This window comes from Halosimplex halophilum (genome assembly GCF_004698125.1).
Lineage (GTDB): Archaea > Halobacteriota > Halobacteria > Halobacteriales > Haloarculaceae > Halosimplex > Halosimplex halophilum.
Genome location: NZ_ML214297.1, coordinates 715,333 through 738,491 on the forward strand (window position 1 = coordinate 715,333; position 23,159 = coordinate 738,491).

12 protein-coding genes are annotated in these 23,159 nt (G+C 68.9%); 9 read left to right on the top strand and 3 right to left on the bottom strand.

The window, feature by feature from the left end; translation table 11 throughout:
• Positions 1-44 precede the first annotated feature (44 nt).
• Positions 45-818 (bottom strand): IclR family transcriptional regulator, encoded by a 774-nt coding sequence (locus E3328_RS03620; RefSeq protein ID WP_135363259.1) that lies wholly within the window; start codon positions 816-818, stop codon positions 45-47.
• 353 nt (positions 819-1,171) lie between these two features.
• Complete coding sequence (locus E3328_RS03625) at positions 1,172-2,257, bottom strand: mannonate dehydratase (RefSeq protein ID WP_135363260.1); 1,086 nt, start codon at positions 2,255-2,257, stop codon at positions 1,172-1,174.
• 209 nt (positions 2,258-2,466) lie between these two features.
• Here E3328_RS03625 and E3328_RS03630 point away from each other — a divergent pair, with 209 nt between their 5' ends.
• The 5 genes from E3328_RS03630 to E3328_RS03650 all read left to right on the top strand — a co-directional run bounded on the left by E3328_RS03630 (position 2,467) and on the right by E3328_RS03650 (position 10,483).
• Entirely contained in the window at positions 2,467-3,264 is a 798-nt protein-coding gene (locus E3328_RS03630; RefSeq protein ID WP_135363261.1) for a TIM barrel protein, read from the top strand.
• Between the two features lie 3 nt (positions 3,265-3,267).
• Entirely contained in the window at positions 3,268-5,751 is a 2,484-nt protein-coding gene (locus E3328_RS03635; RefSeq protein ID WP_135363262.1) for a glycosyl hydrolase family 95 catalytic domain-containing protein, read from the top strand.
• Positions 5,752-5,851: 100 nt separating this feature from the next.
• Positions 5,852-7,306, top strand: a complete 1,455-nt coding sequence (locus tag E3328_RS03640; protein ID WP_135363263.1) for a family 4 glycosyl hydrolase — start codon at positions 5,852-5,854, stop codon at positions 7,304-7,306.
• A 660-nt stretch (positions 7,307-7,966) separates the two neighbouring features.
• A complete protein-coding gene (locus E3328_RS22690; RefSeq protein WP_135363264.1) occupies positions 7,967-9,175 on the top strand; it encodes a glycoside hydrolase family 11 protein in 1,209 nt (402 codons plus the stop codon).
• Between the two features lie 315 nt (positions 9,176-9,490).
• Positions 9,491-10,483 carry a glycoside hydrolase family 11 protein gene (locus tag E3328_RS03650; protein WP_246022871.1) on the top strand — a complete coding sequence of 331 codons (993 nt, stop codon included), beginning with the start codon at positions 9,491-9,493 and terminating at the stop codon, positions 10,481-10,483.
• A 91-nt stretch (positions 10,484-10,574) separates the two neighbouring features.
• On the opposite strand, the gene E3328_RS03655 is transcribed toward E3328_RS03650, so the two are convergent.
• Positions 10,575-12,647, bottom strand: coding sequence for an alpha-glucuronidase family glycosyl hydrolase (locus tag E3328_RS03655; protein WP_135363266.1), 2,073 nt, complete (start codon positions 12,645-12,647; stop codon positions 10,575-10,577).
• Positions 12,648-12,900: 253 nt separating this feature from the next.
• On the opposite strand from E3328_RS03655, the gene E3328_RS03660 reads away from it, so the two are divergent.
• The 4 genes from E3328_RS03660 to E3328_RS03675 all read left to right on the top strand — a co-directional run bounded on the left by E3328_RS03660 (position 12,901) and on the right by E3328_RS03675 (position 23,078).
• Positions 12,901-13,827 carry a hypothetical protein gene (locus E3328_RS03660; protein ID WP_135363267.1) on the top strand — a complete coding sequence of 309 codons (927 nt, stop codon included), beginning with the start codon at positions 12,901-12,903 and terminating at the stop codon, positions 13,825-13,827.
• Positions 13,828-13,910: 83 nt separating this feature from the next.
• Positions 13,911-15,461: an endo-1,4-beta-xylanase gene (locus E3328_RS03665; RefSeq protein ID WP_135363268.1), complete on the top strand. Its 1,551-nt coding sequence runs from the start codon at positions 13,911-13,913 to the stop codon at positions 15,459-15,461.
• Positions 15,462-15,569: 108 nt separating this feature from the next.
• Positions 15,570-17,660 (top strand): endo-1,4-beta-xylanase, encoded by a 2,091-nt coding sequence (locus E3328_RS03670; protein ID WP_135363269.1) that lies wholly within the window; start codon positions 15,570-15,572, stop codon positions 17,658-17,660.
• Between the two features lie 282 nt (positions 17,661-17,942).
• A complete protein-coding gene (locus tag E3328_RS03675) occupies positions 17,943-23,078 on the top strand; it encodes an endo-1,4-beta-xylanase (protein ID WP_167837288.1) in 5,136 nt (1,711 codons plus the stop codon).
• The last annotated feature ends 81 nt before the right edge of the window (positions 23,079-23,159 follow it).

Genomic DNA, 23,159 nt, shown 5'->3' on the forward strand with positions numbered 1-23,159 from the left:
AGGCGACCGCATCGCGTCCGCGGCGGGGACGGCCGCGCCCGGGTTCAGTCGTAGGCGTACTTCACTTCGACGACGTTGACGGTGTTCCGGAGTTCCGGCAGGATCTCCGCTTCGATGCGCTCGTCGTCGAGTCGCTCCTTCGGACCGGAGACCGAGATGGAGCCGACCACGCGTTCGTCGACGACGACCGGGGCGGCGACCGAGCGGATCCCCTCCCGGCGCTCCTCGTCCTCGATGGCGTAGCCGCGGTCCTCGATCCGCGCGAGTTCCCGGCCCAGGCGGTCGCGGTCGGTGATCGTGTGCTGGGTCGCGCGCGGCAGGCCGTAGGTGTCGACGACCTCGTCGACGTAGTCGGCCGGGAGGTGGGCGAGGATGGCCTTGCCCAGGGCGGTCCAGTGCATCTCGGTGTGTTCGCCGATCGGCGCGTTGTCGTAGACCGCCTCCGTGCCCTCGGCCTGGTAGAGGATGACCCGCTGGCCGTTCTCCTCGATCCCGAGGTTGGCGACCTCGCCCGTCGACTCCGCCAGCGCGTCGATCTCCGTCCTGGTCGCGCGGTAGACCGTCCGACGCTGTCTGACTGCGACGCCGTCGCGGAGGAACCGACAGCTCAACCGGTAGCCGTCGCTCCCCTGGACGACGTAGCCCACCGATTCGAGCGTCTTGAGGTGCGAGTGAGCGGTGCTCGTCGGGATGTCGAGCGCCGTCGCCACGTCGTCGATCCGAACGGTCCCCCGCTCGCGCACGACGCCGACGACCGCGAACGTCCGCTCGACGGCCCCGATCGCGCTGTCGTCCGCGCCTGGTTCGGTGATACCCATACCCGTTCATTCGATTCGCCGGTGATAAAATCCACTGATGCTGGAACGACACTCTCACATTACAGTCGTATACCTGTATTCCGAACTCGGGTATCTGGTGTGTTATCGACGCTCACACGGGAGTCTCGCCGGGAAGTATCCCCCGTCTGTGGCGGGGTCGTTTATAATAATTATTGGTGCCGCTACCGTTCCATCGATAGTGGATAGAACTGTGTAAAACAGTGACGCATTTCTCGAACACCCGGCCCGTCATCGACGCTGACGGGCGGTTCCCGTTCAGGAGACCGGAACGCGTCGCGTTCCGGCGACTGCCGAAGGTGGGTCGGCGGGCGGTAGAAAGACGGGGTCGGTGCTCAGTCCTGAGCGAGGGCTCCGACGCCGGCGTCGCGGCCCGCTCGCTCGGCGCGCATCGCTTTCAACATTCCGCGGAGGTAGCCGACGGTGTAGGCGCGGCCGCGGTGCTCCCAGTCGGTGTCGCCCTCCAGGTGGGGCGTGTGGTCGGGGATCATCATGCCCGAGAAGCCGACCTCGTCGAGCAGCCGGAGGAGCTCGTACTCGTCGTAGTTGCCCTCGTCGATGAAATCCTCGGAGAAGTTGGGGACGGTGCCCGACACGTCGCGGAAGTGGACGTAGAATATCTCGTCGCGCCCTCCGAAGTAGCGGATCACCTCGTCCAGCGGCTCGCCCATCTGCGACCAGCAGCCGAGGCAGAGTTCCAGCCCGTGGTGGTCGGTGTCGCGGTAGTTCATCGCCCGCTTGAAGTTCTCGAAGTTGCGGAACAGCTGGGGGATCCCGCCCAGCTCCTCCATCGGCGGGTCGCTCGGGTGGAGACACAGCTTGACGCCCGCCTCCTCCGCGACGGGCAGGATCTCGTCGAGGAAGTACTCGTAGTTGTCCCACAGTTCTTCCTCCGTGTACTCCCGGCCGTGGGTGAGTTCGTCGATGTCCGCTTCGTCGGCGTCGAAGACGGAGACCTCGGCGCCGCCGCGGGTGGTCGTCCAGCCCGTCCGCCAGACGCCCGCGGGCGCCCAGTGATAGCCGAAGATCGGGATGCCGGCTTCCCCCATGTTGCGGATCGTCCGCTTCATCTTCTCCATCTGCTCGTCGCGTTTCGGCCCGTCGAGCATGATGTCCTCGTAGAAGGAGACGGGGACGTTTTCGATGGCGTTGAGCCGCACCCCCTCAGATTCGACGCGCTCGCGGAGCTCCCGGAGGTTCTCCGCGGACCACTCGCCGTCGCCGGTCAGCGGCACCCGCTCGTCGTCGGGCATGTGCTCGTAGTCCGGCTCGTCGACCTGGTACATGTTCAGCAGGATGTCGTCGGCGCCGAGTTGCTTGATGTATCGCAGCCGTTCGGGGGCCGGGTCCATGAACTGACCCGCCCCGACCCGCATCGGCAGATCCTCGAACGAACTCGGCTCGTCGCTGTCGGTCGCCATACCCCCCGTACCGGAGGCGGCGTTATAAATCTCGTCACCCGAGTTCCGGACTGGACCGCCGCGAGGCGTGGATTCAAGAGCCACCCGGCGCTTGCTCGGGCTATGCCACGCACTGTCGCACGCCGCGCCCGCCCGCTCGCCCGGTCGACCGACTGCCGCCGGACACCCCCCGCGCCTCTCGCGGTCGCCGGTACGGAGGCGAGCGCCTGATGGTCGAGTTCGCCGCCAACGCCGGGATCGTCGCCGACGACGGCGAGACGGTCGCCGACGGGGTCGAACGGGCCGCCGCACTCGGCGTCGACGCCGTCGAGTTCTTCGACTGGGCGGGCGCCGACCTCGACGCCGTCCGCGCCGCCGCGGACGAACACGGGGTCGAGATCGCCGGGATCCTCGCTGCCGGGGCCGGGTCGAACATCGACGACCGCGACGCGCCCGCCGCGGTCAACCCTTACGACCGCGAGACGGCCGTCGACGACATCGAACGGTCGCTCGACGCCGCCGCCGAAGTGGGAGCCGACTGTCTGATCGTCACCGTCGGCCCCGACCAGGGCGGGTTCGCCCACGACACCCAGCGCCGGGCGCTCGAACGCGTCCTCGCGGACGTGGCGCCAGCCGCCGAGGACGCCGGCGTCACCGTCGTGATCGAGCCGCTCAACACCGTCGTCGACCACCCCGGCTACTTCCTCGAATCCTCGCGCGAGGCGTTCGACATCACTCGCTCGGTGGGGAGCGACCGCGTGCAAGTCCTGTTCGACGCCTACCACCAGCAGATCACCGAGGGCGACGTGATCCGGAACCTCACGGAGAACGTCGACCAGGTGGGCCACGTTCACGTCGCGGACAACCCGGGGCGGACCGAACCGGGGAGCGGCGAGATGGCTTACGGCAACATCTTCGACGCGCTGGACGAGGCGGGTTACGACGGCTACGTCGGGCTGGAGTTCTTCGCGACCAGCGAGGCGACCACCCTGACCGAGGGGATCCGCGGGACGCTGGAGCTGGACTGACCGATGTCGGGACGGGAATCCGCTCCGGACTCGGACTCGAATCCGGGCCCGGACCACGACGACCGGCTGTGGTACGACGCGCCGGCGGCCGAGTGGGTCGAGGCGCTCCCGGTCGGCAACGGCCGCCTCGGCGGGATGGTCCACGGGCGCCCGGCCCGCGAACGCGTGGCGCTGAACGACGACCGGCTGTGGGCCGGTCACCACGCCGACCGCACGCCCGACGGTGGCCCCGACGACCTCGACGCCGTGCGCGAGTGCCTCTGGGACGGCGAGTTCGAGCGCGCCCAGCGCCTGTGCAACGAGTTCTTCGTCACCGACACCACCGGCGTTCAGCCGTACCAGCCGCTGGGCGACCTCCTGCTCGACTGTCCGGGCCACGACGACCCCGCCGAGTACCGGCGGAATCTGGACCTCCGTGAGGGGGTCTCCCGCGTGGAGTACACCGCCGACGGGACGCGCTTCGAGCGCGAGTGCTTCGCGAGCGCGCCCGACGGCGTGCTCGCGGTTCGGATCGAGGCCGACGAACCCGGTGCAGTCGACGCGCGGGTCCGGCTGGACCGCGACCGCTCGGCCCGCGCGACGGTCGTCGACGACACCGTCGTCCTCCGGGGACAGGTGATCGACCTGCCGGGGGACGACGAGGCAGTGGAACCCGGCGGCTGGGGACAGAGATTCGAGGCCCGGACGCGGGTCCGCGCCGAGGGCGGTACCGTCGCGGCGGCCGCCGACGAGGAGGCCCCGTCGATCGGCAACGACGATCCGGAGTCCGACGCCGACGGCGACGGGATAGTCGTCGCGGGCGCCGACGCGGTGACGGTGTTCGTCGCGGCCGGGGTCGCGCCCTCGGACGGGGACCCCCGCGACGAGTGCCGCGAGACGCTCGCCGCGGTCGCCGGGGACGACTACGCCGCGCTCCGCGAGCGCCACGTCGCCGACCATCGCGAGCGGATGGGCCGGGTCGACCTCGACCTGGGCGAGCCGGTCGACGCGCCGACCGACGAGCGACTCGACCGCGTGCGCGACGGCGAGCGCGACACGCATCTCACACAGCTGTACTTCCAGTACGGGCGCTATCTCCTGCTGGGGTCCTCCCGGCCCGGGACGCTCCCCGCCAACCTCCAGGGGATCTGGAACGAGGAGTACCGCCCGCCGTGGGACTCGGATTTCACCCTGGACGTGAACCTGGAGATGAACTACTGGCACGCCGAAGTGGCGAACCTCCGGGAGTGCGCCGACGCGCTCGTCGAGTTCGTCGACGGCTTCCGCGAGCCCGGCCGGGAGACGGCCAGCGAGCGCTACGGCTGCGAGGGCTTTTGCGCCCACCTCCACAGCGACCGCTGGCACACCACGAGTCAGACCGCCGACGCCCACTGGGGCCACTGGCCGATGGGCGCCCCCTGGCTCTGTCAGAACCTGTGGGAACGGTACGCCTTCTCCGGCGACCGCGCCGACCTCGAACGGATCTACCCGATCCTCCGCGAGGCCGCCGAGTTCCTGCTGGACTACCTCGTCGAGCACCCCGAGGAAGACTGGCTCGTCACCGCCCCCTCGGCCTCGCCGGAGAACCAGTTCCGGACCGATGACGGCCAGGAGGCGACCACCTGCGTGATGCCGACGATGGACGTACAGCTCACCCGCGACCTGTTCGGCCACTGCATCGAGGCCGCCGACGCGCTCGACCGGGACGCGGAGTTCGCCGCCGAACTGGCCGAGGCCCTCGACCGGCTCCCGCCGATGGGGGCCGGCGAACACGGCGGACTGCGGGAGTGGCTCCACGACTACGAGGAGGTGAACCCCGGCCACCGCCACGTCTCGCATCTGTTCGGCTACTACCCGGCGGACGTGCTGCACGGCGGCGATGGCGGGGCTACCGCCGACGGCCGCCCGGGGAGCGCCGACCTCGCGCTCGACCGCGCGGAGTTCGACGAGGCGGTCCGCGCGTCGCTGGAGCGGCGACTCGACCACGGCGGCGGCCACACGGGCTGGTCCTGCGCCTGGACGATCGCGCTGTTCGCCCGCCTCGGCGACGGCGCCGGCGTCGGCGAGCACGTCCGGAAACTCCTCGCCGACTCGACGTACGACTCCCTGCTGGACGCCCATCCGCCCTTCCAGATCGACGGGAATTTCGGCGGGACCGCGGGGATCGCGGAGGCGCTGGTGCAGAGCCATGACGGAGCGATCCGGCTGCTCCCGGCACTCCCCGACGCGTGGAACGACGGGTCGGTCTCGGGACTCCGCGCCCGCGGGGGGTTCGAGGTCGACATGGCCTGGAGCGACGGGGCGCTCGACGCGGCCACGGTCCGCGCCGAGCGGGACGGGATCTGTCGGGTCGAGGCCTCCGACCGAATCGAGGCCGTCGAGACTGCCGACGGCCGGCCGGTCGACCTCTCGCGGCCGGACGGAACCGACCGATCGCGGGCGGAGGAGTTCGTCGAGTTCCGGGCGTCGGCCGGCGAGTCGTACGACATCGTGGTCGGCGAGGACTGACCCGGAAAGGTCGCTCTCGCAGGCGCACGCGCCGGCGCGCGAAGCGGCCCCGCTCTCCGCGACCCCAGTTCTTAACCGTGGGCGTGAGAACCGTCAGTCGATGGCACTAGACGCGACACACGCGGAGCAGCCGATAGACCGTGATAACCTCGATATCGCCTACATCGGCGGCGGGAGCCGCCAGTGGGCGCCGAACCTCATCCAGGACCTGGCGCTGTCGGAGTTCGACGGCCACGTGCGCCTCTACGACACCAACCGGGAGGCCGCCGAGACCAACGCCGAGTTCGGCAACTGGGTCCAGGACGACCCCGACGCCACCGCCGAGTGGTCCTACGAGGCGGTCGGCTCGCTGGAAGCGGCGCTGGACGGCGCGGACGCCGTCATCCTCTCGACGCAGTACGACCCCCGCGAGACGTTCGTCCACGACCTGCGGATCCCCAAGGAGTACGGCATCTACGGGGCCGTCGCGGCCACCATCGGCCCGGGCGGTATCTTCCGCGCGATGCGGACCATCCCCGTGTTCCGCCGGTTCGCCGCCGCCATCCGCGAGCACTGCCCGGACGCCTGGGTGTTCAACTACACCAACCCCGTCCACTTCGTCACCCGCGCCCTGTACGACGAGTACCCCGACATCAACGCCCTCGGTCTCTGTCACGAGGTGCTCGGGACGCGCTGGCACCTCGCGATGCTCGCCGAGGAGGAACTGGGCATGGACGCCGAGCGCGCCGACATCGAGGTCAACGTCAAGGGGATCAACCACTTCACGTGGGTCGACGAGGCCCGCTGCAACGGCGTCGACCTCTGGCCGCTCCTGGAGGAGCTCAAGGACGGCGAGCGCGGGAGCAAGCGGTTCACCTACGACGACCTGAAAGACGAGAGCGTCTTCACCGACAACTGGCAGGTCACCTGGGAGCTGTTCCGGCGGTTCGGCGTCCTCCCGGCCGCGGGCGACCGCCACCTCATCGAGTACGCGACCTCGTTCATCGCCGACGGGCAGGACTCCCTCAACCACTGGGGCGTCCGCCGCACGGACGCCGACTACCGCGCGAAACACTGGACGCCCGCCGAGTCCAAGCAGACCACCAACGTCGAGGGCTGGATGGAGGGCGAGCGGGAGTTCGAGCTCGAATCCTCGGGCGAGGAGTTCCTCGACATCCTCGAGGGGCTGACCGGCGACGGTCCGTACGTGACGAACGTCAACCTGCCCAACACCGGCCAGGTCTCGGACATCGAGCAGGGGCCGGTCGTCGAGACCAACGCGGTCGTCCGGGACAACCAGGTCAAGCCGGTCAACGCCGGCGGCTTCCCGCGGCCCGTCCGCAGCATGGTCCAGGGCCACGTCGACACCATCGAGACCGTCATCGAGGCCGCCCGCACCGGTGACGTTGACAGGGCGTTCCAGGGCTTCTCTATCGACAACCAGGTCCAGACGCTCACGCCCGACGAGTCGCGCGACCTGTTCGGCGAACTGTTCGCCGCCGAGATCGAGTTCCTCGACGACTGGAACGTCGACGACTCCGACGTGCTCGCGAAGGCCGACACCTTCGACGCCTGAGCGGCGCGCCCGACCGCCTCCGACGCTGGACTTTCCCCGCATCCTCCGGGTCGGACCACATGTCTCCCCAGCAGCGGCGTCCGATCGCTGCACGTCGTTCTCTATCATCACACGTTGTTCTTTGTGCACCACGTACTGTTCTCTATCCGACGAGTTTCGTTCTCCAGTCGAGTAGTCTCTTCGAGCCGTCCGTTCGCCCCGCGTCGTTGCACGCTCGACTCGGTCCCCCTGGCCGTCCGTCCATCGCGCGTCGTTCTCCGCTCGCTACGTCTCGTTCTCCACTCGATCCGACCACCGGATCTGCGAACCGAACTAGTCGTCCGCTGATACAGCGCCAAATGGACGGCTGAAAAACATAACTGCCCTAAATAAAATTTAACCTCACCACACCACAGGTCGGAGGTGCGGGTGGTACCGTGACACGAGGTGGCAACACACACCCCAGCTGACCGCAGAGAGAAGCACTCCGACCGGCACAGTCCCGAGGCCCGAGAGTCCGGTGACGCTTCTCCGCTTCGCCTCCGGAGCGTGGCCGACTCATCGTGGCAGTAATAGTATCTTCTAAAACATGTTATCTAGTTATGTAGTATTTTAATGTTGGTTGTAATTGCTAATGTTTATTTACTTCCCGAGTGTCGGAGCGGGTGCGGCAGTGGTAACATGGTACGCGATACTGACGACAGCGGCAGTGGCGAATCGACAGCCGACGGAACGGCGAACTTCGACCGGCGGGCGTTCATGAAGGCGGCGGGCGCCGCCGCGGCGACCGGTCTCGGCGTCGGGGCGACGGCGAGCCCGGCCGCGGCCGACATCACGTCGAACCAGACGGGCAACGACGGGGGATACTTCTACTCGTTCTGGACCAACGCCGAGGGGACGGTGACGATGAACCTCGGGGACGGCGGCAACTACAGCGTCGACTGGTCGGACACGGGTAACTTCGTCTGCGGCAAGGGCTGGGAGACCGGCGCGGCCCGGACCGTCGACTACACGGCCAACTACAGCCCTTCGGGCAACTCCTACCTGTGTCTGTACGGGTGGACGACCGACCCGCTCGTCGAGTACTACATCATCGAGAACCACGGCAGCTACCGCCCCGAACACGACTACAAGGGGACCGTCAACAGCGACGGCGGCACCTATGACATCTACGAGTCGCTGCGGGAGAACAAACCCTCGATCGAGGGGGAGGCGACGTTCCCGCAGTACTGGAGCGTCCGGCAGAACACCCGGTCGAGCGGGACGATCACGACCAGCAATCACTTCGACGCCTGGGAGAGCAACGGCATGGACATGGGCAGCCACGACTACCAGATCGTGGCCACCGAGGGCTACCAGTCCAGCGGCTCCTCCGAGGTCTGGGTCGGCGCCGACGGCGGTGGCGGCGGAGGCGGCGGTGGGGATTCCGGCGGCGACGACGGGGGGAGCGGCTCGACCGGGTCGCTCCAGGACGGCACCTACAGCATCCAGAACGTCAACAGCGGCAAGGCGATGGACGTGGCCGGCGAGTCCACCGAGGACGGCGCCAACGTCCAGCAGTACAGCTACTGGGGCGGCTCCAACCAGCAGTGGAACGTGACCGCCACGGGCAACGGGTACAGGATCGAGAACGTCAACAGCGGCAAGGTGCTGGACGTGTCCAACTCGTCGACCGACGACGGGGCCAACGTCCAGCAGTACACCGACTACGGCAACGACAACCAGCGGTTCCACATCCACGACCAGGGCGGCGGCCAGTACCACATCCAGCCCATCCACAGCGACAAGGCCGTCGAGGTCGAGGGCTCGTCGGGCAGCGACGGCGCCAACGTCCAGCAGTACAGCTGGTCCGGCAGCGGCAACCAGCTCTGGACGTTCGAGTCGGTCTGAGCGACGCTCGGACCGCCAGCACGGCCGTCTCTCCTCTTCGACCTCCGTCTCTCCTCTTCGACCTCCGTCTCTCCTCTTCGACCTCCGTCTCTCCTCTCCGACCTCCGTCTCTCCTCTCCGACCTCCGTTCCCTCCGTCGCACCCGATAGTTGTTTATTTTACATATATAACGCAAACAATCATTTTAACGTTAGTTGTAATCGACAATTTTTATCCCCGCGGGAGGAGAGGGTGTGGACGCGGTTGTGCAATACGATGGCACACGACACCGGTGGTAACGACAGTGGTGAATCGACATCGAACGACATTCTGGACATGGACCGGCGCGACTACGTGAAGGCGGTGGGGGCGGCAGCGGCGACGGGGATCGGAGTCGGAGGGTCGGCGGCGACGGCCGCCGCGCACGACGAGACGATCACGTCGAACCAGACCGGGACCCACGACGGGTACTTCTACTCGTTCTGGACCAACGCCGAGGGGACGGTGACGATGACGCTCGGGACGGCGGGCAACTACGAGCTGGAGTGGAACGACACGAACAGCACGGTCTGTGGCCTGGGCTGGGAGACCGGGGCGCGCCGGAACGTCGAGTACGACGCGACGTTCGATCCGGGTAGCAACGGCTACCTGTGCCTGTACGGGTGGACGACCGACCCCCTCGTCGAGTACTACATCGTCGAGGACCACGGCCCCTACCAGCCGGGGGACTCGTTCCAGGGCACGGTCGACACCGACGGCGGCACCTACGACATCTACACCTCCCAGCGGACCAACGCTCCCTCGATCGAGGGGACGGCGACGTTCCCGCAGTACTGGAGCATCCGCCAGTCGGGGCGGACCAGCGGGACCATCACGACCGGCAACCACTTCGACGCGTGGGCCGACAACGGCATGGACATGGGCAGCCACGACTACCAGATCATGGCCACCGAGGCCTACCAGTCCACCGGGAGCTCCGACGTCTCCGTCGGCACCGCGGGCGGAGGTGGCGACGGCGGCGACGGTGGTGACGACGGCGGCGACAGCGGCGGTGACGGCGGCGGATCGAGCGGCGACCTCGTCGCGGAGATCGATCCGGACACGACCTCGGCGTCGGTCGGCGAGCGGGTCGCCTTCCGCGTGACCGACACCACCGAGTCGGGCAACTGGGTCGACTCGCTGTCCTGGAGCCTGGGCAACGGCGAGTCGGCCAGCGGCTGGTACGCCGACACCACCTACGACTCGGCCGGCTCCTACACCGTCGAACTCGACGCGACCAACAACGAGGGGACGACCACGACCGACAGCGTCACGGTCGACGTGTCGTAATCGGCGGTCCGAAGCCGTATCGACCGACCCGCACGGGTCGAACCGCGCTCTGTGCCCTTTCTCCGGGACGGACCGGCAGCCGAGCGGCCGCTCAGTCCTCGCGGGGGACGCGGCCCTGCTCGTCCGGGATCGCCGCGTACTCGTAGAAGTGCTCGGCGAGGCGGTCGCGCCAGATCCCGGCGTGTTCGACCTGCTCGTCGAACCGCTCGGCGACGTGGCGGAACCGCTCGTCGTCGATCTCGCCCTCCAGGGTCCGCCACTCGTCGCGCAGCCGCTGGACCTCCTCGACGCCGGCGAAGAGGTTGTCGTACAGCGTCTGGACGACCGTCCGGCCGTCGTCCAGCTCGTGGTCCCACGGGAGGTGATGGAAGAAGAGCAGTAGCTCCTTCGGGCAGGTCTCGGGGTCGTCGTACAGCTCGGCCAGCGCGTCGGGGTACTGCTGGGCGTAGCCGTTGCCCTTCGAGTTCCGGTCTTTCCCGACGCCGCCTTCGGTGATGCCGGTGTAGCCGGGCCACTCCTCGGGGCCGGGGTCGTAGTGGTTCTCCAGATAGGCGCTGCCGTTGTACATCATGTGCATCAGCCCGATGCCGCCGGTCGAGTAGTCGATGACCGCCGGCCACGTGCCGTGCATGATCTCCGTGACGGTCTCGACGACCTCGGGGTCGGTGCCGAACGTCCCCTTGACCCACTCGTCGGTTATCTCCTCGGTTGTCAGGTCGGGGTCCCACGCCAGGCGGCCGTAGCCGTAGAGGTTCGCCTGCGCGAGGTAGTGACCGGTCCAGCTCCTGTCCTCGCCGGGCCCGCCGACGCCCGCCATCCCGGTCCCGGGGTCGGTGAACAGGTCCTTGACCTGCTTGCCGTGGCCCTCGGGGTCGGTGTCGAACTCCAGGACCTCCTTCCACATCGGGACGTGGTAGCAGGCGTGGACGTGCTGGCCGGTGTACTCGCCGGTGATCTGCAGTTCGAGGCCCAGATCGGTCTCGGGCATCTGCCCGAAGACCGGCGAGATCGGCTCGCGCGGCTGGAAGTCGATGGGGCCGTTCTTGACCTGGATCGTGACGTTGTCGTGGAACTCGCCGTCGAGGGGCTCGAAGGTGTCGTACTGCTGGACGGCGCGGTCCTTGTGGCTCCCGTAGACGAACGCCCGCCACCAGACGCGGCCGCCGTGGGGTTCCAGCGCCTCCGCGAGGACGTTCGCGCCGTCGACGTGGTCGGCGTCGTAGTTGTAGGGGCCGGGCTGGCCCTCGGAGTCGGCCTTCACGAGGAACCCGCCGAAGTCGGGGATCAGGTCGTAGACCTCGTCGGCCTTCTCGGCCCACCACTCCGCGACCTCGGGGTCGTTCGGGTCGGAGGTGTCGAGGTCGCCGACCTTCTCCGGCGCGCCGAAGTTGACCGAGAGGTACGTCCGGATGCCGTACCGCCGGAACATCGAGGCGAGGCCGGTGAGGTTTTCGAGGTGTCGGGTCTCCAGCAGTCGCCACCCCTCCAGCTCCTCCATGGCGTCGCTGGCGGACTCGCGGCCGGGGATCTGGGTGTTGACGTTGTTGAGGACGACCCCGTTGATCCCGACGGAGGCGAGCAGCCGCGCGTAGTCGCGGTAGCGCTCGCGCAGGTCCGGCAGGGCCTCGAAGTCGAAGATGGACTGGCCGGCGTAGCCCCGCTCGACCGACCCGCGGAAGGGGTTGTCCCAGTGGTTGATCAGACGGTCCGGCGAGGCCGGCTCCTCGACGAGGTCGACGCCCTCGATGGGTTCGCGCATCGACAGCAGTCGCAGGAGGTGGAACGTGCCGTAGACCAGCCCGCGGTCGGAGGAGGCACTGACGACGAGTGTGTCGATCCCCTCCCACTCGCCGGTCGTGACGACGAACCCCCCTTCGTCGAGGTCCGCGACGCGGTCCTCGTCGACGGCCTGTGCCACCACGTCCATGTCGCCGGGCGTCCCGACGGCGAGGAAGCCGTCGACGGTCCGGGGCGGGTGCTGCCAGAGGTGCGGGTCCCGCCCGAGCAGTCCGCCGAGGCCGCGCCGCAGTTCCTCGCGGACGGCGCCGAGTTCCCGCGACTCCTCGGCGACGTACGCGTGCGAACAGAGCCGCCGGTACGACTCGCGGAGGTCCCCCTCGGGGACTTCCTCGTACCGGAGCCAGCAGTCGTCGTACTCTTGCATACGCTACTCCGATCCGCGGGGGCCACCAAAACGATGACGACGCGCGCCCGCCGTCGGTGGCCGGAACCGTGACATCCCCGCCCGGGAGCGTGTCGAACTCCGACGGGTCCCCCGGTCGAGCTTCGACAGGTGTCCCCCGGTCGGCGGAGACGCTGTCGGACCGGGGTCGGTCGGCGGTGGCCCCGCGGTCCGTTCTCATCGCTGAGAAACGAGTACCAACGCTTTTGCCGCGGATCCGCCGATACCGACGTAGATGGATACACCGACAACGGGCGGTCCGGGACGCGAGCGCGGTCAGCGGGACGAACCGGGCCGGCGGGCGACGACCCGTCGGTCGCTGCTCGGGGCGCTGGCGATCTCGGGGACCGCGGGGCTCGCGGGCTGTCTCGGGTTCGGGGGCGACGGCGGGGACGACGGGCCGGACGGCGGGGGGTTCAGGACCGTCGGCCGGGAGGGCGGGCCGGAGCCGACGGCCACGCCGGCCCCGGACGGGACGACGGAACCCGGGCCGACGGCACCCGGTCCTGACCGACCGACCGAGACCCCGACGACGCCCGCGGGGACCGACTCGTCGGGCGGCGAGTGGCCGTCGGTCGAGGACCCCTACTACAGCGCGCTGCAGGACGACCTCGCGGCGATGGACGTGCCGCCTGGCGAGTTCGTCTACGCCGACGACGAGGCGGACGCGCTGGACGCGTTCCAGATCTGGACGGACATCGCCGAGACCTCGTCGCTCTCGGTGGGCGACGACCGGTCGTTCTCCGCCGCCCGCCGGGTCGAGGTGACGGAGGAACCGGACAACCCGTGGGACGTGACGATGAACGGGCCGGTCAACAACCGGTCGGTCTCGGAGGGCGACGTGTTGCTCGGCGTCGTCCACCTCAGGGTCCCGGTGTCGAGCCCGACGGACTCGACGGTCCAGTTCGTCGCCAAGGACGAGGACAACCCCGAGACGAACATGGTCACGACCCGACAGCGGGTCACGCCGCCGACCGAGTGGACGCGCTACTACGTCCCCATGCAGTGGAGTTACGACTCCGAGGCCGGGACCTGGTGGTGGGAGCTGTTCCACGGCTTCGGCGTGCAGACGACCGACGTGGGCGGTATCGCCCTCGTGGACTTCGACCGGGCGGCGGAGATCGAGGACCTCCCGAGCGGCCCGGCCGGCGTCGACGAGTGAGCGTCGCCCGGGCTCGACCCGGAGCGCCGTCGGACGGACACCGAAAGTTTTTGTCAGCGATTCCCCTTGGACGAGCCACGTGTATGCCATCTGAGGACACAGCCGGAACGGATCCGGACGGGACGGTGGACCGACCGGTCGGTCGGCGAACGCTGCTGGGCGCGCTCGCGGCCGCGGGGCTGGCGGGCTGTCCGAGCGACGGCGGGGACGGCACGGCGACCGAGGGGGGCGGGGACGGCCAGCCAGGAACCACGTCGGCGCCCGGCGACGGGACCGATCCGACGCCCGACGACGGGAGCGACGCGACGCCCGAGCAGACCGCGACGGAGGAGGACACCGACACGCCGAGCGAGCCCGACCCCGAGGTACAGCGCCGGATCCGCGAACACCGGACGAGCGACCTGACCGTCGAGGTGACCGACGGGAGCGGGAGCGCGGTCGCCGACGCCGAGGTCGCGGTCGCGATGCGGGAACACGAGTTCGGCTTCGGCACCGCGGTCAACGCCGGCACGCTGATCGAGGAGTCGAGCGAGGGCGACAACTACCGGGAGTACATCCCGGAGCTGTTCAACAAGGCGGTCATCGAGAACCAGATGAAGTGGCGCTTCTGGGAGTCCGACCCGGACCTGGCCGACGCCGCGGTCGAGTGGCTGCTCGACCGGGGGCTCGACGTGCGGGGCCACGTCTGCATCTGGGGCCGGGAGGACGTGGGCGCCATCCCCGCGGACGTGTTGACCGCGATCGACGAGCGCGACGCCGAGACGATCCGCGAGCGCTCGATGAACCACATCGAGGAGATCATCGAACACTACGGCGAGGACGTGACCGAGTGGGAGGTCGTCAACGAGGCGATGCACGCCTACCAGCTCCAGCTGGGCGTCTACGGCGACGAGATCGACCAGGCCGAGCCCTGGACCGGCGAGGTCGTCCCGTGGACCTCGCCGCTGCTGGCCGAGTGGTACAGCGAGGCCGACGCCGTCCGCCGGGACAACGACCTCGACATCGGGCTCGCGGTCAACGACTTCAACCAGTTCGGCTACAGCTACACCGACGGGCGCTACCAGGACCAGATCGAACACATCAACGAGAACGCCGTCCAGCTGGACACCGTCGGCCTGCAGGCCCACGTCGGCGCCCGCACCGGCGAGTTCAACACCAACTCCAACCCCGACGAGCGGGTCAGCGCGGCCCGCGTCGCCGAGGAGATCGACAAGTGGGCCGACTACGGCGCGGCCGTCAAGATCACCGAGTTCGACACCTACAACGGCGACGACTGGGAGGACGACGAACAGCGGGCGCGGGTGCTGGAGAACTACCTCCGCGGCGCCTTCTCCCACCCCGACGTGGAGGACTTCCTGATGTGGGGCTTCTGGGACGGCCGCCACTGGCGCAGCGAGGCGCCGCTGTTCTACGAGGACTGGGCGGAGAAACCGGCCTACGACGTGTGGACCGGGCTGATCTACGACGAGTGGTGGACCGAGGAGTCGGGCACCACCGACGACCAGGGGACGTTCTCGACGACCGGCTTCAAGGGCGAGTACGAGGTCACCGCCACGGTCGACGGCACCGAGGTCACTGAGACGGTTACCCTCTCCGACGGCGGCACCACCGTCGAACTCTCCCCGGACGCCTAACCCGTCGGTACCGGCCCGTTAACTAACTCATCTGTCATCTCTCGCGGTCCGTATCACTCCGAATGTAAATCTTTTTTACCGGAACTCCCGCTGGTAGGAGCCACGTCGATGCCAGACGATCCCAACCACGGTTCGGACAGTGGGGTAGACCCGGCTCTCGGCCGACGGACGCTGCTCGGTGCGCTCGCGGCGACCGGACTGGCGGGGTGCCCGAGCGGCGGCGGGAACACGGACGCGCCGGACGGCGGCGGTGAGGGTGGCGGTGGCGCCCCCGAGACGCCCTCCGGGACGCCGGTGGCCGTCCCCGACGGGTGGCCGGAGACGCGGGACCCCTATTACGGGGCGCTCGCAAACACGCTCGGCGGGGAGATGGGGCTGCCCGCCGGGGAGTTCGTCTACGCGAACTACGAGGCGGGGGCGATGGCCGCCTTCGGCGTGGGCGCCGACGCGGCCGAAACGTCCGAGATCGAAGTGGGCGACGACCAGCCGTTCTCCTCGGCGGTCCGCGTCGAGGTCACCGAGGAGACGGAGAACACCTGGGACGTGACGATGATCGGGACCGCGACCGACACCGCTGTCGAAAGCGGGGACGTGCTGCTCGGCGTCGCGTACCTGCGGGGCCCCGAGTCGAGCGAGTCCGAACCCACGGTCCAGTTCGTCTCGAAGGACCGGGACAACCTCAGCACGAACATGGTGCAGTCGACCCCGCAGGTCCAGCCCCCCGCGGAGTGGACCCGCTACTACGTCCCGATCCAGTACGACTACGACGCCGAGGCCGGCACCTGGCGGACGGAACTGTTCCTCGGGTTCGGCCCCCAGACGGTCGATATCGGCGGCCTCGCGCTCGTCGACTTCGACGGGCAGGTCGCCGTCGACGACCTGCCGAGCGGAGCGGCCGGCGAGAGCGGGGACGGCGAGGCGGGCGGCGACTGGGAGGCCGCGGCCGACGAGCGCATCGCGGAGCACCGGACAAGCGAACTGACCGTCGAGGTGAGCGACGGGTCCGGCAGCGCGGTCGCGGACGCCGAGGTCTCCGTCGCCATGCAGGAACACGAGTTCGGCTTCGGCACCGCGGTCAGCGCCGACTTCCTGACCGAGGAGTCCGACGAGGCCGACACCTACCGCGAGCACGTCGCGGACCTGTTCAACCTCGCGGTGCTGGGCAACCACCACAAGTGGCGCTTCTGGGAGGAAAACAGGGAACTGTCCGACGCCGCGACCGACTGGGTCGTAGAGCAGGGGCTGGACCTGCGCGGACACGTCTGCCTGTGGTCCGACGTGTCCGCGTGGTCCGTCCCGCCCGACGTGGTGCGAGCGATGGGAGTCGAGTGGGAGGCCAACGGCGTCACGGACCCGGAGCTCGACCCCGAGCACGTCCGCCGGCGGACGATGGAACACGTCCCCGAGATCATCGAGTACTACGGCGACCGGATCACCGAGTGGGAGGTCGCCAACGAGATCGTCCACAAGCCGGGACTGATCAAGGCGGTCAACGGCGTGGCGGCGACCGACGACACCGCCCTGGAGGACGTGGACCCGGTCGAAGCCCCGGTCCTGGCGGAGTGGTACGCGGCCGCCCGGGAGGCCGCCCCCGAGGGGATGCCCCTGGGCGTCAACGACTACAACACGCTCGCCGGCCCCTACGAATCGACGCGCGACGCCTACGAGCGGCAGATCGAGTTCCTCGTCGACTCCGAGGCGGGGCTGGACTTCGCCGGCCTGCAGAGCCACTTCAACGAGTCGTCGTCGCTGTCGCCCGGGGAGGTCAAATCGGCGCTGGACCGCTACGCCGAGACGGGCGTGCGCCTGCGGATCACCGAGTTCGACATGGCCGACGAGAACTGGGCCGAGGCGGACAAGGCGGTCTTCTTCCGGCAGTGTCTCAAGGTCGCGTTCAGCCACCCCGCGGTCGACGACTTCCTCGTCTGGGGCATCTACAGCCCCAACCACTGGCGCGACGACGCGCCGTTCTTTGCCGAGGGCTGGGAGGAGAAGCCCGCACTCGACGAGTACCGCTCGCTCGTCTTCGACGAGTGGTGGACCGAGGAGTCGGGGACGACCACCGACGAGGGGACCTTCTCGACGACCGGATTCAAAGGCGAGTACGAGGTCACCGCCACCGTCGACGGGACCGAGGTCACTGAGACGGTCACCCTCTCCGACGGCGGTGCCACCGTCGAACTCTCCCCGGACGCGTGACCCGTCGAGCGTCGCTGTCGTGACCCACGTCGGGACCGTCGAAACGTCCCGGCCCCGCCGCCGACCCGCTCGACGCGCGCCGGCCACGCACCACCGGATCGGCGGGGCGGGCTGCCGCCAAGCCGCCCCCGGGGGCCGTCCTGACCTGGGCCGAATCGGCCCACTCGTGAAAATCCGGCAACCATATCCGGAGATCCTGACAATCGATTGTGGACTATCACCAATTATCAGTATTTTTTGGAAATATTTATGCGTGATAAATCGCAGAGGTTGGCCTGCACTATGCGAGAGCCTGACAGTGGCGGTCGTGGGGACGACCGTCTGCGGGTGGGGCGCCGACCGTTCCTGCAGTCGATCGGGGCGGCGGGCGCCGCGGGTGGCATCGCCAGCGTGACAGCGGACGAGGTTCGCGCGGACACGCCGGACTCGTGGGCGTCGGGCGGCGACGCGTACTACTCGTCGCTCGTGGCCGACCTGCGGAACGGGCGCGGGCTCCCGCCGGCGAGCTTCGAGTTCGACAACACTGAATCGGGCGCCTGGAACACGCTGTACGCCCAGGCGGGGTCGGACGGCCAGTACGGGACCGCCGAGTCGATCGACGTCAGCGACGACGACGTACCGTTCTCGGAGGCGCGGCGTATCGACGTGACCGACGCGCCCGACCCGGACTACCCGGTGCAGGTGCGCGGCGACCTCACCCGGGACGTTTCCTCGGGAGACGTGATGCTCGCCGTCGCGTATCTGCGGTCGTCGAGCGACAGTCCGCAGGCAGAGTTCTACGCCGTCGATAGCGGCGGTTTCAACAGCGGGAGTGTCGGGAACTACCAGCCCACGATCGGCTCCGAGTGGGAGCGACACTACTTCCCGATCGAGTTCGGTGCCGACACGGCCGCCGACTCCGAGGACCAGAACCTGTACATCCAGTGGCAGCTCGGCTTCAAGGAGCAGACCGTCGATATCGGCGGGGTGGCGCTGCTCGACTTCGGGACCAACGTCGAGTTCGATACCCTCCCGTCGGGCGTCACCAGCCCGGCGCTGGGTCCGTACTACTCGACGCTCGTCTCCGACCTCTCGGACGCGGGGTTCCCCGGCGGCGAGTTCGTCTACGCTAATACGGAGTCCGGAACCTGGGACACGTGGAACACGAACGGCGTCGGGGAGGGCAGTCCGGGGGCCGCACAGTCGCTGGACGTGAGCGACGACGGCGTCCCGTTCAGCGAAGCACAGCGGATCACGGTCGAGAGCGCCGACACGGAGAGTTACGCGGTGCAAATGCGCGGCACCGTGGGCGGCCAGTCGGTCGAGGCGGGCGACACGTTCCTGGGAGTCGTCTACTTCAGGGCTCCCGAGGGCGACGTCGAAGTCGAGTACCGCGCCCGGGTCAGCGACCCCTACAGCAACGAGGTAAACGACAACAGTAAGCCGTCGATCGGATCGGAGTGGCAGCGCCAGTACGTCCCGATCGAGTATCAGAACGCTGCCGACGCCGGCAACTGGTGGATCGAACTCAACTTCGGATACGGGGAGCAGACGGTCGACGTGGGCGGGATCGCGCTCGTCGACTTCGGCCAGGACGTGGACGTGGCCGAGCTGCCGTCCGGCGTCCCGTCGGGCGGCGGTGACGACGGGAACGGCGGCGACAGCCCCTCGGAGTGGCCCTCACCGAGCGACCCGTACTACTCGTGGCTGGTGAACAACCTGAGCGGCGACGGCCTGCCCGCGGCGGAGTTCGTCTACGCCGACAACGAGTCCGAGACGGTAAGCGGCCACTACACGTCCGCCGGCGGCAACGGGAGCGTCTCGTCGCTGGACGTGAGCGGCGAGACGGTCCCCTTCTCGGCGGCGAGGCGCTTCGAGATCACCTCGACGCCGGAGAACAACTACGACGTGCAGATGCGGACCGGGCTGAACAACACCGACTACCGGAGCGTCTCCGCGGGCGACGTGTTGCTGGCCGCGGCGTACATGCGCTCGGAGAGCGGCGAGGCGACCGTCCAGTTCAACGTCCAGAACGACAACACCGAGGCGTTCTCCGAGACGACCGGCACGAACCAGGTGACGGTCGGTTCTGAGTGGCAGCGGTACTACTTCCCCGTCGAGATCGGCGCGGACGCCGACGCCGGGACGTGGTGGTCGGAGTTCTGGCTCGGGTTCGGCCAGGGCACCGTCGACATCGGCGGCGTGGCCCTGCTCGACTTCGGGTCCGGTGCCAGCGCGGGGAACCTTCCCTCGGGCACCGCCAGCGACGACGACCTGTACTACGGCGACGTGTACACGGACGTGATGGGGATGGACCTGCCCGCGCCGGAGTTCAAGATCGCCGACTCGGAGTCGGCGACCATCGAGTCCGGCTCGATGATCATCGAGAACCCCAACGGATCGCTCTCCTCGCCGTCGCTGGGTGACGTGCCGTTCACGGAGGCGAGGCGCTTCGAGGTCACGAGCGAACCCGACAACGCCTACGACGTGCAGTTCCGGGCGAACGTCCCCGAGTCGGTCTCGGCGGGCGACGTGCTGCTCGCGGTCGCGTACCTGCGTTCACCCTCGGAGGACCCGCAAGCGTCGTTCTACGCGGTCGACGCGGGCGACTTCGGGAACGACGCGGCCGGCAACACCAGCCCGACCGTCGCCGGCGAGTGGGAGCGCCACTACTTCCCGATCCAGTTCAGCGACGACACGAGCGCCGGGAACGCGTACGTCCAGCTGCGGCTCGGGTTCGAGGGACAGACCGTCGACGTGGGCGGGTTCGCCCTGCTGGACTTCGACGGCGCGGCGTCCGTCGGGAACCTCCCCAGCGGGACCCTGGCCCCCGACCAGTACGACGAGTGGCCCGACGTGTCCGACCCCTACTACTCGACGCTGGTCGAGGACCTGCGGGACCGGGAGCTGGGCGCCGCCGGCCGGTTCGTCTACGCGAACAACGAGGCCGACACCTTCGCCGCGTACGAACTCGCTCGCCCGGGGGAGGACAGCCCCGGCAGCGCGACCCGCTCGTCGCTCGACGTGAGCGGCGCGGACGTGCCCTTCTCCGAGGCGACCCGGATAGACATCACGGAGACGCCGAACAACGCCTACGAGTTCAGCCTCAAGGGGCTCGTCGAGGACAGGTCGATCGGCAGCGGCGACGTGCTGCTGGGCGTCGCGTACCTGCGCACGCCCGACGAGGACGGGGAGGCGTCGATCACCTACAAGTCGACGGAGAACGGGTCGATCTCGTCGAACTACGTCACGAAGGGGCGGCCGACCGTCGGCCCGGAGTGGGAGCGGTACTACTTCCCCGTCGAGTTCGCCTCCGACGGCGCCAGCGGCGAGTGGTTCACCGAGATGTGGCTGGGCAACGAGGTCCAGACCGTCGACATCGGCGGCCTGGCGCTGGTCGACTTCGCGCAGGGCGTCTCGGTCGACGCCCTCCCGGCCTGGCAGGAGTCGCCCGCCCCCGGCTGGGAGGCCGAAGCCGACCAGCGCATCCAGGAACACCGGACGGCCGAGATGCGGGTCGACGTCGTCGACGAGGAGGGCGACCCCGTCGAGGGCGCCGAGGTGTCCGTCGAGATGCGGGACCACGAGTTCGGCTTCGGCATCATGACCAACGCCGGCGAACTGCAGAGCGCCTCCGAGGGCGACCCTTACGTCGAGAACCGCAAGGGGATGTTCAACCTCGGCGTGCTGGAGAACGCCCACAAGTGGCGCTTCTGGGAGAACGACAAGGAGGCGCCCGACGCCGCCGTCGAGTGGTTCAACGAGTTGGGCTGGGACGTGCGCGGCCACGTCGCCCTGTGGGGGAGCGTCTCCTCGTACGCCGTCCCCAACGACGTGGTCGAGGCGATGGGCGCCCCCTGGGAGGCCCAGGGGATCGAGGCCGGCGAGCCCGACCCCGAGTACGTCCGCGAGCAGACGCTGAACCACGTCCGCGACATCATCGAGTACTACGGCGACGACATCGACGAGTGGGAGGTCATGAACGAGATCATCCCGCAGCCGGGCCTGGTCAAGGCGATCAACGGCATCCAGGCGACCGAGGACACGACGATGACCGACCCGCGCCCGGAGGAAGCACAGATCATAAACGAGTGGATGGCCGAGGCCCGCGACGCCGGCCACGAGGACCTCTCGCTGGCGATCAACGACTACAACACCATCGAGGGGCCGTACAACAACCGCCGCGAGCGCTACCGGGCCCAGATCGAGAACATCGAGAACTCCGAGATCGCCGACCTGGACGCGGTCGGTCTGCAGAGCCACTTCAGCCAGAGCAGCAAGCTGCTGCCCTCGGAGACGATGGCGGCGCTGGACAGCTACGCCCAGTACGACGTGCGCCTGCGGATCACGGAGTTCGACATGTCCGACGAGAACTGGTCCGAGGAGAACAAGGCCGACTTCTTCTACCAGTTCCTCAAGACCGTCTTCAGCCACCCCGCGGTCGACGACTTCGTGGTCTGGGGGCTGATCGACACGCTGCACTGGCGCGACGACGCGCCGTTCTACGCGGCCGGCTGGGAGGAGAAACCAGCCCTCGACCGCTACCGCGACCTCGTGTTCGACCAGTGGTGGACCGAGGCGTCGGGCACCACCGACGCCTCCGGCGCCTACTCGCTGCAGGGCTTCAAGGGCGAGTACGCGGTCGACGTGAGCTACGAGGACGCGTCTGTCTCGGCGACGACCACGCTCTCGGACGGGGGGACGACCCTCGAAGTCTCGCTCGACGGCGACTACGCCGAGGAGGGCGGCGGGGAGAGCGACGACGGTGGCGACTACAGCGGCCCGACCGCCGACGCCGGGTCGGCCAAGCGCGTGCGGCCCGGCGAGGAGGTCACGCTGAACGGCGGCGGGTCCAGCGGCAGGGACATCTCCTACGAGTGGTTCCAGATGTACGAGTCGACGACCGCCGACCCGGCGGTCTCGCTCACCGGGAAGGAGACGGCGAGCGCGTCGTTCACCGCCCCGGAGGTCGAGGAGACCCGGGCGCTTGACTTCCGCCTGGAGGTCACCGACGCCAGGGGCAACACCGCCCAGGACACCGTCGACGTGGTCGTCGAACCGGCCGACACGGCGACGCCAACGGCGACGCCCACGGAGACGGCCACCCCCACCGCGACGCCCACGGCGACGCCGACCGACACGCCGACCGCGACGCCGACCGACACCCCCACGCCGACGGAGACGCCCACGGCGACGCCGACCGACACGCCGACCGCGACACCGACGGATACCCCCACGCCGACGGAGACGCCCACGGCGACGCCGACCGACACGCCGACCGCGACGCCTGCCGGGACCGACCCGGCGACGCCCGAGCCGGAGGAGACGACGGCGGGCGACGGCCCGGGCATGGGTATCGTCTCGACGGTCGCGACCCTCGGCGGGCTCGCCAGCGTCGCGAAGTACCTCGCCGGCGACGACGGGGACGACGACGCCTGACGCGTCTCGTTCCCGCCCGGCGCTGTCAGACGTAGCCCGCCGCTTCCCCCGGGGGTCCCAGGCCCCGCTTCGCAGCCTTCT